15 protein-coding genes are annotated in these 12,703 nt (G+C 48.1%); 9 read left to right on the forward strand and 6 right to left on the reverse strand.

Features of this window, described 5'->3' with window-relative positions:
• Positions 1-53: 53 nt before the first annotated feature.
• Complete coding sequence (bioB, locus tag VN105_RS09940) at positions 54-1,028, reverse strand: biotin synthase BioB (RefSeq protein ID WP_325640363.1); 975 nt, start codon at positions 1,026-1,028, stop codon at positions 54-56.
• Between the two features lie 155 nt (positions 1,029-1,183).
• On the opposite strand from bioB, the gene VN105_RS09945 reads away from it, so the two are divergent.
• A complete protein-coding gene (locus tag VN105_RS09945; RefSeq protein WP_325640365.1) occupies positions 1,184-1,960 on the forward strand; it encodes a hypothetical protein in 777 nt (258 codons plus the stop codon).
• Positions 1,961-2,169: 209 nt separating this feature from the next.
• Here VN105_RS09945 and VN105_RS09950 read toward each other — a convergent pair whose 3' ends face one another.
• From VN105_RS09950 to VN105_RS09965, 4 genes are all read right to left on the reverse strand, one after another.
• The gene (locus VN105_RS09950; protein ID WP_325640367.1) at positions 2,170-3,270 is read right to left on the reverse strand and encodes a M42 family metallopeptidase; all 1,101 of its coding nucleotides are present in this window, start codon (positions 3,268-3,270) and stop codon (positions 2,170-2,172) included.
• A 60-nt stretch (positions 3,271-3,330) separates the two neighbouring features.
• The gene (locus tag VN105_RS09955) at positions 3,331-4,164 is read right to left on the reverse strand and encodes a UbiA family prenyltransferase (RefSeq protein ID WP_325640369.1); all 834 of its coding nucleotides are present in this window, start codon (positions 4,162-4,164) and stop codon (positions 3,331-3,333) included.
• 62 nt (positions 4,165-4,226) lie between these two features.
• Positions 4,227-5,765, reverse strand: coding sequence for an acyl-CoA carboxylase subunit beta (locus VN105_RS09960; protein ID WP_325640371.1), 1,539 nt, complete (start codon positions 5,763-5,765; stop codon positions 4,227-4,229).
• Between the two features lie 92 nt (positions 5,766-5,857).
• Positions 5,858-6,289, reverse strand: a complete 432-nt coding sequence (locus VN105_RS09965) for a hypothetical protein (RefSeq protein WP_325640373.1) — start codon at positions 6,287-6,289, stop codon at positions 5,858-5,860.
• A 149-nt stretch (positions 6,290-6,438) separates the two neighbouring features.
• Between VN105_RS09965 and VN105_RS09970 the strand changes: the two genes are divergently transcribed.
• Positions 6,439-7,422 (forward strand): acyl transferase, encoded by a 984-nt coding sequence (locus VN105_RS09970; RefSeq protein WP_325640375.1) that lies wholly within the window; start codon positions 6,439-6,441, stop codon positions 7,420-7,422.
• Positions 7,423-7,443: 21 nt separating this feature from the next.
• Here VN105_RS09970 and VN105_RS09975 read toward each other — a convergent pair whose 3' ends face one another.
• On the reverse strand, positions 7,444-8,166 hold the full coding sequence (locus VN105_RS09975) for a hypothetical protein (RefSeq protein WP_325640377.1): 723 nt from the start codon (positions 8,164-8,166) through the stop codon (positions 7,444-7,446).
• Between the two features lie 234 nt (positions 8,167-8,400).
• Here VN105_RS09975 and VN105_RS09980 point away from each other — a divergent pair, with 234 nt between their 5' ends.
• The 7 genes from VN105_RS09980 to VN105_RS10010 all read left to right on the forward strand — a co-directional run bounded on the left by VN105_RS09980 (position 8,401) and on the right by VN105_RS10010 (position 12,635).
• On the forward strand, positions 8,401-8,976 hold the full coding sequence (locus tag VN105_RS09980) for a sigma-70 family RNA polymerase sigma factor (RefSeq protein ID WP_325640379.1): 576 nt from the start codon (positions 8,401-8,403) through the stop codon (positions 8,974-8,976).
• A 1-nt stretch (position 8,977) separates the two neighbouring features.
• Positions 8,978-9,241, forward strand: coding sequence for a hypothetical protein (locus tag VN105_RS09985; protein ID WP_325640381.1), 264 nt, complete (start codon positions 8,978-8,980; stop codon positions 9,239-9,241).
• Between the two features lie 83 nt (positions 9,242-9,324).
• Positions 9,325-9,663 carry a hypothetical protein gene (locus VN105_RS09990; protein ID WP_325640383.1) on the forward strand — a complete coding sequence of 113 codons (339 nt, stop codon included), beginning with the start codon at positions 9,325-9,327 and terminating at the stop codon, positions 9,661-9,663.
• 79 nt (positions 9,664-9,742) lie between these two features.
• Positions 9,743-10,570: a DUF692 domain-containing protein gene (locus VN105_RS09995; RefSeq protein ID WP_325640385.1), complete on the forward strand. Its 828-nt coding sequence runs from the start codon at positions 9,743-9,745 to the stop codon at positions 10,568-10,570.
• A complete protein-coding gene (locus tag VN105_RS10000) occupies positions 10,554-11,303 on the forward strand; it encodes a DNA-binding domain-containing protein (protein ID WP_325640387.1) in 750 nt (249 codons plus the stop codon). Before VN105_RS09995 ends, VN105_RS10000 begins: the two co-directional genes overlap by 17 nt.
• A 3-nt stretch (positions 11,304-11,306) precedes the next feature.
• Positions 11,307-11,741, forward strand: coding sequence for a DoxX family protein (locus VN105_RS10005; protein ID WP_325640389.1), 435 nt, complete (start codon positions 11,307-11,309; stop codon positions 11,739-11,741).
• Positions 11,742-11,795: 54 nt separating this feature from the next.
• Complete coding sequence (locus VN105_RS10010; protein ID WP_325640391.1) at positions 11,796-12,635, forward strand: polyprenyl synthetase family protein; 840 nt, start codon at positions 11,796-11,798, stop codon at positions 12,633-12,635.
• Positions 12,636-12,703: the final 68 nt, after the last annotated feature.

The following is a 12,703-nucleotide window of genomic DNA, read 5'->3' on the forward strand; positions in this document are numbered from 1 at the left end:
TAAAAATCAGCGTAATCAGCGTTCCAAGACAATTTAAAGCGCCGAAGGCGCTATCAGCAACAACCTGCTTCCTGTTCCTTGAAAGCTTCTCTCGGTTTCAGCCCGAGCAATTCGAACATCATATGGTCTTCTTCGAAGGAAGGGTTGCCTGTGGTGAGTAGTTTTTCGCCGGTGAAAATGGAGTTGGCGCCCGCCATAAAGCACAGGGCCTGGTCGGACATACTCATTTCCGCACGGCCGGCACTCAGGCGTACCATGGCTTTGGGCATGAGGATGCGGGTGGTGGCGATCATGCGTACCATATCCCAAAATTCCACTTTTGGCAGGTGCTCCAACGGTGTGCCTTTCACGCGGGTGAGCGCATTGATGGGTACGGAATCGGGGTGGGAAGGTAAGCTGCTGAGTGTCCACAGCATGGCAATACGGTCTTCATGCGATTCGCCTAAACCGATAATACCGCCGCAGCATACACTCACACCTGCTTTTCTCACATTTTCCAGTGTTTGTAAACGGTCGTCGTAAGTGCGGGTGGTGATAATTTCTTCGTAGTGGTCGCGGGAGGTATCGAGGTTATGATTATAGGCGAACAAGCCGGCATCGGCCAGTTTTTTGGCCTGTTCTTCATTCAGCATGCCTAAGGTGCAGCATACTTCCATGCCCAGTTCATTTACGCCTTTTACCATGTCCAGTACACGGTCAAAATCGCGGTTGTCGCGTACTTCGCGCCATGCAGCGCCCATGCAGAAACGGGTGGAACCGGCATCCTTTGCTTTTTGTGCATAACTCATCACGTCCTCTTTTTTCAGGAGGCCATGTACATTGATGTCAGTATTATATCTGGCAGCCTGGGGGCAATAAGCGCAATCTTCAGGGCATCCGCCTGTTTTGATGGATAAGAGGGTGCAAACCTGCACCTCTGCTGTATCCTGGTATTCACGGTGAATAGAAGCAGCACGGTACACTAATTCCAGCAAGGGAGTGTTGTAAATCGCTTTGATTTCTTCTAACGTCCAGTCATGACGGATCATAGATCTGATTTTGTTTGAACAGCAAACGTAGCAAATTATTATGAAATACAACTACCAATTACAGGAGCGTAATGGAAGGAAATTTGATTATTCTGTTGAAATACATTTAATTGCGGAACTCAATTTAAATAACCAGCATCCAGAAAACCACTTCTATGAAACATTTCCCCGGGGGCAGCAGGCTGTCCGTACTTTTTCTTTTTGCCGCCATGGCATTTTCCAGTTGCAGTAAGAATGATGATGACCCGGTTGTACCGCCACCACCCGAGTACACGCTGGATCAGCTCTACAACCAGGCTGTTGATGACGCTATGATCGCAGACAGCAGCGAAATCAGCACGGCACTATGGCCCATCACCCCGGATAACCCGGACCTGCAATGGAAAACCATCAATGGCCAGCAGTATGTTTTAATGGGTACCTTTATGCGCTACCCGGGAAGCTACCCGGCAGGAGACTCCATCAACACCGTTTGGGGCGAATCCTGGCTGTTTATTCCCAAACAAATGAAGGACCGCATAGGGCCCTCGTTTACGGCTACTTCAGATACCATTCAGCGTATCTGCCAGTTACTGGGACTTCCACCGGTGAATGAAAAAACAAATACCCATATCGCTACCATGTGGGTAAGCGCCTCCAGGTTGTACCGGCCGGCCGGTAATCCTGCCATCACTACCAAAACCACCGGTGCGGTGCCTGTTAGCGGCGTATCGCCGGAGTTTTCCACCTGGTTTAACAACTACATCATCTTCGCTTATTACCGCCCGTTAACATCGGCCACTGATGCCCACTACCCCTGGACAAGGATGGGCTATACCTACGACTGGGCGCCGGGCGCCGGCAAGGTAGGGTTGAGCGAATACGTAATGCAGGCCAGCTCCGGCGCCTGGGTGGAGAAGGTGAACAGGGCGGCAGACTTCTTTAAGAACTAATCGCCTTCGGCGATGGAAATTGTCTTGGAACGCTGATTAAACTGATTTCGCTGATTTGATTTTGTAATGATTTAAAATGATTTGGGGAGATTTTGGCGAAAGTATCCGCTTAAATCTCCCCAAATCATTTAAATCCAAAGTAATCAAATCAGCGAAATCAGCGAAATCAGTTTAATCAGCGTTCCAAGACAATCGCCGAAGGCGATCCCCTACAAATACTGGAAGTTCGTTTTCGGCGTAATGCTCAGTAATGTCTGGTAAATCAGCTGGATGGTGTTTTCAATATCGTCTTTCTTTACCATTTCCACGGTGGTGTGCATATAACGTAATGGTAAACTGATGAGTGCTGAAGGGGTGCCATCGTTGCTGTATGCGAAAGCGTCGGTATCGGTACCGGTACTGCGGCTTACGGCGTGCAGCTGGTGCGGGATATCGTTCTTTTTGGCAGTTTTGATGATGAGATCACGGAGGATATTATGCACTGCAGGACCATACGTGATGCTGGGACCGCCGCCGCATTTTATTTCTCCTTCAATATTTTTGTTGATCATCGGGGTAGTGGTATCATGGGTTACATCCGTGATGATGGCCACATTGGGCTTAATGCGCTTGGCAATCATTTCTGCGCCGCGTAAACCCACTTCTTCCTGCACGGCATTTACGATATAAAGACCGAAAGGTAACTGCTGTTTCTTTTCTTTAAGCAGGCGGGCTACTTCCGCGATCATAAAACCGCCGATACGGTTATCGATAGCGCGGCAGATGTAGTAGTCGTAGTTCAGCTCTTCAAAACCATCTTCAAAAGTACATACGCAACCCACGTGTATGCCCAGTTCCTCTACTTCTTTGCGGGAGCGTGCGCCGCAATCGAGGAAAATATTTTCCACCTTTGGCTGTGGCTCTTTCCCATCGCCGCTGCGGATGCGGGTGTGTATGGCCGGCCAGCCGAATACCGCTTTAACAGTTCCTTTTTCAGTATGAATGTTTACTCTTTTAGAAGGGGCGATCTGCTGATCGGAGCCGCCATTACGGATTACATAGATCAGCCCTTCCGGGGAGATATAGTTTACAAACCAGGAGATTTCATCGGCATGGGCTTCTATCACCACTTTAAATTCCGCTTTGGGATTGATCACACCCACTGCTGATCCGTATGCGTCTACAAAATATTCGTCGATGTAAGGAGTCAGGTATTTCAGCCAGAGCTTCTGTCCTTCTTTCTCAAAACCGGTAGGAGACGGGTTATTCAGGTAGTTTTCGAGGAATGCCAGTGATTCCTTGTTGAATATTGATTTCTGCTTTTTAGACATAATATTTCCAGATTGTGACGTGGCAAATGTAAGGAAAACAGGGGATTGTGCTGCTTTGTGTTAAACGATCATGAGATGCAGTACGGCCGACAGCGCCATGAATCCATCCAGTACAAAGTAGAAAAGGTAATCGGAACTGGTGTGCTGCGCTTTGCGGGTAATGAGTGCAGTAGCTATTACCGGCGCGAGCAGTGTAACGATGGCAGGCAGTGAAATGTAAGGCCACATTAAGCCGGCGCTCAGGGCGGCTATTACCAGGGACCCGTAATAAAGCCGCATCAGGTTTTTCCCGTTCAGGGCAGTGATGAGGCTGCGGATACCTTCTTTTTTATCCGACTCCAGGTCGCGGTAATCAAACAGGATACAGATGGCATAAATGAGGCCGAAGCGATGTATGGTAAGGCACACCAGTGGTTCCACAGCTGCATTGCCTGCTACCAGCGCCGGTAGCACGGTGGTTACGTAGGTCCATACAAAGGTGAGGAACAGCGTTTTACCGATAGCTATTTTGCTGAGCCACCTGAAGGCTTTGTGTGGTACTTTAGGCGCCGAATACAAAAAAGTGAGCACGGCGCTGCCGCTCAGTACCAGCCAGTGTTCCCGTAGTTGCCAGAAGAACCATAAAGAACCGGCCAGTCCTACGCCGCATAAAATCAGCATCAGGGTACGGTGACGGTTACCCCAAAGTATCCTTTCCGAGGCCGAATAGGCGCCGGGAGTAAGGTACCAGTGGAAATTGTAGCTGCAGATAGTGGAGAAGAAAACAAAAAGGTAAAAGGTGTTTTGCGGGTAATGGAGCGCCAGCAATTGGTTGGTTTGCCAGATCATCAGGATGGCGCACCCGGAAATATAAACGGAGGTAAATAGAATAAGATTAAAAAGGCTGCGGAACATATATTTAGCTTTTAGCATGCCGCCTTTTGGTAATACAGGTTCCAAAAGGCGGCCGCCATTTGCTACAAAGGTATATTGCCATGTTTTTTTCGCGGCATATTTACCACTTTATTTTCAAGCATTTTGAAAGCCTTGATCAGTTTGATACGGGTCATCTCCGGTCTGATCACTTCGTCGATATAGCCCTTCTCTGCTGCCAGGTAAGGGTTGGCGAACCTTTCCGTATAATCGGTCACCAGTTCATTCATACGGGCTTCAGGGTCGGGAGAGGCGTCAATTTCTCTTTTGAAGATGATTTCCACGGCTCCTTTGGCGCCCATTACAGCGATTTCGGCTTGTGGGAAAGCGAAGTTAAGATCTGCCCCGATGTGTTTGGAGTTCATTACGCAGTAAGCGCCGCCGTAGGCTTTGCGGGTGGTAACGGTGAGCTTGGGCACCGTGGCTTCGCTGAGTGCATACAGTAATTTGGCGCCGTTGGTAATGATACCGTTCCATTCCTGGTCTGTGCCGGGCAGGAAACCGGGTACGTCTACCAGTACCAGCAGGGGAACATTGAACGCATCGCAGAAGCGGGTAAAGCGGGCGCCTTTCACGGAAGCATGGATGTCCAGCACACCGGCCAGGTGAGCCGGCTGGTTGGCTACTATACCGATGCTTCTGCCGGCAATGCGGGCAAAGCCTACGATCATGTTTTCCGCAAAATTTTTATGTACTTCAAAGAAGCTGCCGGCGTCGGTGATCTGTTCGATCGCTTCTTTCATATCATATGGCTGGTTGGGATGATCGGGGATCAGCGTGTTAAGGGCCTCCCTGGTTTCATTGCCCGTCTCGTAAGGGTATACCGGCGCTGTTTCCTCACAGTTTTGCGGTATATAGCTCAGGAGCTGTTTGATATACTGGATACATTCTATTTCATTGGCGCAGGCAAAATGGGTTACGCCGCTTTTGGAGGCATGCGTTTGGGCGCCGCCCAGTTCTTCTGAAGTTACTTCCTCATGGGTAACGGTTTTTACTACGTTAGGCCCGGTCACAAACATATAGGAGGTTTGCTCCACCATCATAATGAAGTCGGTGATGGCGGGAGAATATACGGCGCCGCCGGCGCAGGGGCCCATAATAGCGGAGATCTGTGGGATCACGCCGGAAGCCCTGGTGTTGCGGTAAAAGATATCGGCATAGCCGCCAAGACTCACCACGCCTTCCTGGATGCGTGCGCCGCCGCTATCGTTCAGGCCAATAAGGGGGGCGCCGTTTTCCATAGCCAGGTCCATGATCTTGCAGATCTTACGGGCATGTGGTTCGGATAAACTACCGCCATATACGGTGAAGTCCTGTGAAAAAACATAAGTGAGCCGGCCGTGGATGGTGCCGTAACCCGTTACTACGCCGTCGCCGAGAAACTGTTCCTGGTCGGCGGTAAGTCCGCGGTTGCGGTTGGTGACCAGCATATCCAGTTCTTCAAACGAGCCCTCGTCCATCAGCAGCTGTATCCTTTCGCGGGCAGTGAGCTTACCTTTTTTATGCTGGGAAGCAATACGTACATCTCCTCCGCCAAGCATTGCTTCGGCGATCTTTGCCTGTAGTTCTTCTAGTTTATCCATATGCTAAAAATCAAGAGTAAAGCTAAAAATAAAAGGATCCCTTTTGGAAAAGGAATCCTTAAATGTATGATATTTTGGAATGTAAATGTTTGTCAGGGAATGTTGTAAGGTATTTTCGGGGTAGCGATGGTATCGCTGAAATTCCCGGCGTTATCGCGGATGAATATCAGGAAATGGATACTGTCGTTCAGGCTCTGGTAAGTTCTGAAGTCCTGGGTTTCAAGCAGGATAGCTACTTCTGCTTTTACGCTATTCCCCCTGTTGGCGCCGATTTCAGGCATACGTCTTACAATGTAGAAGGTGTCCTGGATCTTGGTATCATAAATGGGGGCTATCTGCAAGGTATCTTCTATATCGCCGTCTCCGTCCTGTACATTGAGCGTAACGAACATGTCCTGGATACCGACCGACACGCTGTCCACCGAATATCCTTTAAAGCTGAGAATAGGCTTGGTGCCTATTTTATCCTTTTTACAGGCATAAAATAACCCGGCCAGCAGGAACAAAAACAGAATCTTCTTCATAAAACAAACCTACATTAATTTAGGAAATATACAAATATTCAGTTATCGCCATCCATCTATACCAAAACGTTTTTTTATAACAATTGTTACTTACTGCTGGTAGATTTATTCTTCTCCCTAACTTTGTGCGATTTTAAACTGAGCTTTATATGACCGCCGTATCACCGGAATATATATTTTCATTAACCGAAAGTGGGCTGGAAGCCGCTGCTCTTGAGCTGTTTCAGTACCAGTACCGGGAAAATGACCTGTACAGGGCCTATACGGATGCCCTGCGCATCCGGCCTGCATCGGTGAAAAGCATTCTTGAAATTCCCTATCTCCCCATACAGTTTTTCAAATCACACACCGTGGTATGCGGACAATTTACCCCTGAACTGATCTTCGAAAGCAGCGGTACCACCCAAACGGTGAACAGCCGTCACCTGGTGAAGCATTCTGCTATCTATACCCAAAGCTTTATGACCGCTTTTGAGCGGTTTTACGGCCCGGTAAGCGATTACGTAGTGGTGGGGCTGTTACCTTCCTACCTGGAGCGGCAGCATTCCTCGCTGGTACGCATGGTGCAGGAAATGACCATCCGCAGCGGGCATGAAGAAAGCGGTTTTTATTTATACGAGCATGATAAGTTGTTCCGGCAGTTACAGGCACTGGAAGCGCGGGGGCAAAAGGTGTTACTGATCGGCGTTACCTTCGGGCTCCTGGATTTTGCGGAGCAGTATACCCTTTCCCTGAAAAATACCATTGTTATGGAAACGGGGGGAATGAAGGGAAGAAGGGAAGAATGGACCCGCGAAGAAGTGCATGCCTTCCTGAAAGAACGGTTGGGAGCCACCTGCATCCATGCGGAATACGGTATGACGGAACTGTTATCGCAGGCTTATTCCAGGTGCGATGGGCTGTTTGAAACGCCTCCCTGGATGAAAGTACTGCTGCGGGATGAAAACGACCCTTTCCAGCTCTCTGCCGGCAAAGGGGCTGGCGTAATGAACGTTATTGACCTTGCCAATATTTACTCCTGTGCATTCATTGCCACAGACGATATTGGCCGTATGCATGCCGATGGCCGGTTTGAAGTACTGGGCCGCCTGGATAATTCCGCGCTCAGGGGATGTAGCCTGATGGTTAGTTAGTGTATTTAATTTTGTAATATGTTATTCGTCCATTGCGGCGAGATGCAGGAGCGCCGGTAATTTCCCCGGGTCATGCATAATGGTGGAAAGCGACGACATATACGGGAAGGAGTGATGGTCCATCCCGAATTTACTCAGCAGGTATACATCCAGTTGTTCCGGGGAGGTATGTCCCTGTATATAATCGCCGAGGTAAAAGAGGAAGCGTTGTCTTTCCTTTTCAGACAATAATACCAGCGCTACTTTGTCTTTCAGGCTATTGTGCTGGCCCGACCGGAAAATCTTCAGCGCCTGTTTATAATGCGCTATTGTCATTTCTCCTGCGGAAGCAGGCAGTAATTGTGTACAGAAATAATCTACCGCTATATCATCAAAGAAGCCGGCTCCTTCATCCACATCTGGCTCATTGTGCCAGGTGGCCCATTGGATCAGCTGTTCCACGGTGATATAACCGGTAAGCATTGCTTCCAGTTGGTGCATAACTCCTTCACGGGTAGGGGTGGTGTCTGAAGCATGGGAAATAGCAGCTACGATATCCTGGTAATAATGTTCGTTGATTTCACTGGCAGTTTGGAACAGCAGCCTGCTCACTTCAGTGTTTGAATCTTCTCCGGCCTTTTGTTGCAATGGCGATACACCGCGTAATTCATCTATTACTTCCTGTCTTGTTTTCGTACCACGTAAATATGCCTTCAATAAGGTTACAAAGTAAAGGGACGTTACAGGCGACATTTCATTTTTCATGGGCCGAGTATTTCATATTTCATTGGGTACAGGTCAAAAATAGGATAAAATGCTGAATAGTAGACAAGGGTTTCCCGCCATTTACCATCCTGTCCTTGCCGGTTATCCGCCTTTAACATTTTTTTGGGTTGCCGGGAAAACTAAAACAGGTAAATTTCCGTAAGCTTTCTACTACATAGGCAAAATCACGATATGCGGGCAGAAGCTTTTCATACAACGGTATCATCATCATCAATGACAACCTGTAATCCAAAAGAATGGGTGAAGTTATACGCAGAAGATTTGTTTAAATTTGCGTGTAGCAAAGTATCAGATACGGAACTGGCACAGGACCTGGTACAGGATACTTTCCTTAGCGGGCTGCAGGCCATGGCAACTTTCCGGGGCGATAGCAGTGAAAAAACCTGGCTGACCGCCATCCTGAAAAATAAAATAACAGACCATTACCGTAAATCCGGTAAAATTGTTTTAACATTAGATAGTATAACGGCGCACGGCAACGATCCTGATCCACACCATATCTACTTTAACGAAAAAGGACACTGGCGCCGGGAAATGGCCCCCAAAGCCTGGAAACAGGATAGCAACGACCCATCAGAACAGGGAGAATTTTTCCGGATCTTACGTACCTGTATGGCTAAACTGAGCGGCATAGGAAAAACCATCTTTCAGCAGAAATATTTAGAGGAAAAAAAATCGGCAGACATCTGTAAGGATATGGCCATTACTACGTCTAACTACTGGGTTATTATTCACCGGGCCAAATTACAATTAAGGGCCTGCCTGGAAAAAAACTGGTTCAGTAACTGACATGGAACATCACTTACATACTTTAATGCCTTGTTGTAAGGAAGCTACCCTGCTGGTGGAAAAGCAGCTGCAACAACCGTTGACCAGGCGGCAGCGTATAGGATTGCGGTTTCACCTGTTACTTTGCCGTTTCTGCCGGCGGTATGCGAAACAGAGCAGGGCCATAGACAAGCACCTGCAACAAATGGCGGCGGAAAACGCAGCATTGGATGAATCCGTGAAACGCCAGTGGGAAGTGCTGATAGCAGCGGAACTGGAAAAATAACCGAACTGCCTGTAAGGATTCTTTAATCACCACGTCTACCTCTCAAATACATATTTTTTCACCAGTTTTTTAAATTTAAAAAGATGAAAAACAACAATCCTATCAGCAAAAAAGTACTGTTTTCCGGCTCTCTTGTTGCCGGTGCTATCCTTGGTATGGCTGCATTACAGGTAACTGCAACACCCGTAGGTTATACTGACCTGGGCTCCGGCGCCGCGGTGAGAAACGCATTAACCGGCGCTTCCGGCAATACTGCCAACGCTATTGAACTGGCTTGCGGCGCCAAAAAAGACAGCGCTACTGCCGGTAAGTCAAAAGAAGGCAAATGCGGCCAGGGTAAATGCGGTGAAGGCAAATGTGGTGATAAAAAAGGCAAGAAAGGAGATAAGCACAAAAAGGACACCTCCAAATCCGGTAATTAATTTCCAGATAAAGTAAAGACCGGTGAGGTACGCACAAGCCGGTCTTTGCTTTTATCTTAACCTCCTAAAACGTATAGTCATGGTAGGTGTAGGTTTTCGCAGGGAATTTGCGGAAGAAATGATCAGCGGCGAGCATATCCGGCCCGACTTTATAGAGTTTGCGCCCGAAAACTGGATGAACATCGGCGGATACTGGAAGAAGGTATTGCACCGCGTGGTAGAAAAATATCCCGTATTGTGTCACGGCCTCTCCCTGTCTATCGGCAGCCCCGAGGCACTGGACAAATCGTTCCTGCAATATGTGAAAACATTTCTCAGGGAGTATAAAGTGCAGATCTATTCCGAGCATCTCAGCTATTCCAAATGTGACAATGCACATATGTACGACCTGCTGCCCATCCCTTTCCGGATGGATGCTGTAAAGCATATTGCCGGCCGCATACAACAGGTGCAGGATTACCTGCAACGGCCACTGGTAATGGAAATTGTATCTTATTACACACCGGTTGCCGCAGAGATGAGCGAAGTGGACTTTATTAATGAAGTGGTAAAGCAATCCGGTTGCCAGCTGCTGCTGGATGTGAACAACATTTATGTAAATGCTTTTAATCACCGGTACGATGCCAAAGCATTTATACAACAACTGCCCCTCGATAAAGTAGCCTATATACATATGGCAGGTCATGAGCAGGTAGCCCCGGACCTTATCATTGATACCCATGGGGAGCCAATCATAGACCCGGTGTACGACCTGTTTGAGTGGACCATCCAACGCCTGCACCCGGTACCGGTTTTACTGGAAAGGGATTTTAATATCCCCGAAATGGCGGAGCTGCAGGGCGAGTTAACGAAACTGAAAAATATTTGTCATAAACAATGGAATTTGAAAGATGAACTTGTTGCCTGACACCTATCATATCCAGCAAACTTTTTCTGCCTACTGCAGAACCGGTGAAAAAGTAAAGCTGCCCGGCGTAAAGCCGCAGCGGCTGAAACACTACCGGCAGCTGGTATTTAACATGATCCATGATACCATGGAGAACGCCTTTCCCATTGCCTTTAAACATATTCCCACTACGAAGTGGAATAAAATGGTGAAGGAATTTTTTTCGAGGCATGCGTGCCAGTCGTACCAGGTATGGAAACTTCCCCTGGAGTTTTATACCTACGCAGTAGAGCATAACTGGGAAGAAACCTACGGTATTCCTTTCCTCAACGACCTCCTCGCTTTTGAATGGGCGGAGATGGAAGTGTATAATATGGAAGATATACCCGCGCCCGCTTACCGCCTTTCCGGCAACTGGTTGGAAACGCCGCTGGTACTGAATCCTGAATACAGGTTGTTATCATTCAGCTACCCCGTTCACCTGTTGGCAAAACCAAAGGAACTGCTGAAAAATAAGGGTGTTTATTTTGTGTTGCTGTTCCGCCACCCGGAAACGGGACATGTGCAATTCACGGATCTGTCGCCCTGGCTGGCTTTTCTTACCGAGCAACTGGCCCTGGGTATAACGGTGAGGGATATACTGGATTATGCGCCTGAACTGAATATAACGGAAACGGATACACTGGAGCAAGACTCCATTGCTTTTTTAAAGCACATGCAGGAACTGCATTTTGTGCTTGGTTTTCAATCATAACATATGCGCACCTACGCTGTAATAGCACGCCGTTTGCAGGCGTGGAAGGATATCCCGCTGCTGTTTATGCGGCTGGCGCTGGCTTATGGTTTTTACCTGCCGGCAAAAATGAAATGGAGCGATATGCACAGTATCGGCGATTGGTTTGTGCAGCTGCATATTCCTTTACCATATGTGAGCGCTTACCTGGTAGCCATCACGGAAGCGGCCGGTGTGTTGTTACTTACCCTGGGATTATGGGTACGCTATATTACGTTACCGTTAATGTTCAGCATGCTGGTGGCCATTGCCACTGTACATTGGAGCAATGGCTTTGAGGCAGGCGATAATGGGTTTGAAATCCCTTTGTATTATCTTATTATGTTGTTTACCCTGTTTATTTACGGTGGCGGAAAGATAGGGCTGGATTATTTCCTGGAGCATTCTTCCCCGCGATAACCCCGGTTTCCCGGAGAAAATCGTAATTTCAGCCCCGTTCTTAGTGATGACCATATGCAACTAGCCCGGGAAACGATAGGTAGCGAACTACAACGGTTTGAAGAAATTTTTCATGAAGCCATGCAAAGTGATGTACTGTTGCTGAACAGGATCATGGCAGACATTGCTTCCCATAAAGGGAAGCAGATGCGCCCGATGTTCGTGCTGCTGTGCGCCCGCTTGTGTGGCACTATTAACGATGGCAGTTACCGGGCAGCCTTGCTCGTGGAAATGCTGCATACCGCTTCCCTTGTACACGACGATATGGTGGACGACGCCATGAAACGCCGCAGTGCTTTTTCAGTAAACGCTCTCTGGAAAAATCGTGTATCCGTGATGGTGGGCGACCAGCTTTTCACCAAAGGCGTATTGCTGGCGCTGGATAATAATGATCCCGGGTTGCTGAAGATCTACGCTGCCGCTATCCGGCAAATGATAGAAGGAGAGCTTATCCAGATGACCAAGGCCAATAAACTGAGCTTTGAGGAGAAAGACTATTACGACCTTATAGACGCCAAAACCGCCTCTTTCCTGGCGGCAGCCTGTGCCGCCGGCGCTTCCTCCGCCTGTGATAACCCCGAAACCATACAGTTGCTGCACAACTTCGGGCAAAAAGTAGGGATGGCCTTCCAGCTGAAAGACGACCTGTTTGATTATGGAAAAACCGACATCGGTAAACCCACCGGCAATGATATCAAAGAAAAGAAAATAACGCTGCCGCTTATCTATACTGTTCAACATGCCAGCCCCGCACTGCGGAAAAAGATCCTCCATATTGTAAAGCATCAGCATACCGATAAAGACAAAGTGAATTTTGTAGTGGAAACAGTAAACCAATCCGGCGGGCTCGGTTAGGCCACTGAAAAAATGATAGCTTACCGCGATGAGGCGTTCCGGATACTCTTTACTTTTCCCCCTTCACC

This window comes from Chitinophaga sp. (genome assembly GCF_035564935.1).
In the GTDB taxonomy this organism is placed as follows: Bacteria; Bacteroidota; Bacteroidia; order Chitinophagales; family Chitinophagaceae; genus Chitinophaga.

What these genes read in the sequence shown, in the direction of transcription:
- VN105_RS09980 (WP_325640379.1), top strand. Translation starts at nt 8,401, where the DNA reads ATGACAACCTGTAATCCAAAAGAATGGGTGAAGTTATACGCAGAAGAT.
- VN105_RS09985 (WP_325640381.1), top strand. Translation starts at nt 8,978, where the DNA reads ATGGAACATCACTTACATACTTTAATGCCTTGTTGTAAGGAAGCTACC.
- VN105_RS10000 (WP_325640387.1), top strand. Translation starts at nt 10,554, where the DNA reads ATGAACTTGTTGCCTGACACCTATCATATCCAGCAAACTTTTTCTGCC.
- VN105_RS09945 (WP_325640365.1), top strand. Translation starts at nt 1,184, where the DNA reads ATGAAACATTTCCCCGGGGGCAGCAGGCTGTCCGTACTTTTTCTTTTT.
- VN105_RS10010 (WP_325640391.1), top strand. Translation starts at nt 11,796, where the DNA reads ATGCAACTAGCCCGGGAAACGATAGGTAGCGAACTACAACGGTTTGAA.
- VN105_RS09950 (WP_325640367.1), bottom strand. Translation starts at nt 3,270, where the DNA reads ATGTCTAAAAAGCAGAAATCAATATTCAACAAGGAATCACTGGCATTC.
- VN105_RS09970 (WP_325640375.1), top strand. Translation starts at nt 6,439, where the DNA reads ATGACCGCCGTATCACCGGAATATATATTTTCATTAACCGAAAGTGGG.
- VN105_RS09990 (WP_325640383.1), top strand. Translation starts at nt 9,325, where the DNA reads ATGAAAAACAACAATCCTATCAGCAAAAAAGTACTGTTTTCCGGCTCT.
- VN105_RS09960 (WP_325640371.1), bottom strand. Translation starts at nt 5,765, where the DNA reads ATGGATAAACTAGAAGAACTACAGGCAAAGATCGCCGAAGCAATGCTT.
- bioB (WP_325640363.1), bottom strand. Translation starts at nt 1,028, where the DNA reads ATGATCCGTCATGACTGGACGTTAGAAGAAATCAAAGCGATTTACAAC.
- VN105_RS10005 (WP_325640389.1), top strand. Translation starts at nt 11,307, where the DNA reads ATGCGCACCTACGCTGTAATAGCACGCCGTTTGCAGGCGTGGAAGGAT.
- VN105_RS09975 (WP_325640377.1), bottom strand. Translation starts at nt 8,166, where the DNA reads ATGAAAAATGAAATGTCGCCTGTAACGTCCCTTTACTTTGTAACCTTA.
- VN105_RS09965 (WP_325640373.1), bottom strand. Translation starts at nt 6,289, where the DNA reads ATGAAGAAGATTCTGTTTTTGTTCCTGCTGGCCGGGTTATTTTATGCC.
- VN105_RS09955 (WP_325640369.1), bottom strand. Translation starts at nt 4,164, where the DNA reads ATGTTCCGCAGCCTTTTTAATCTTATTCTATTTACCTCCGTTTATATT.
- VN105_RS09995 (WP_325640385.1), top strand. Translation starts at nt 9,743, where the DNA reads ATGGTAGGTGTAGGTTTTCGCAGGGAATTTGCGGAAGAAATGATCAGC.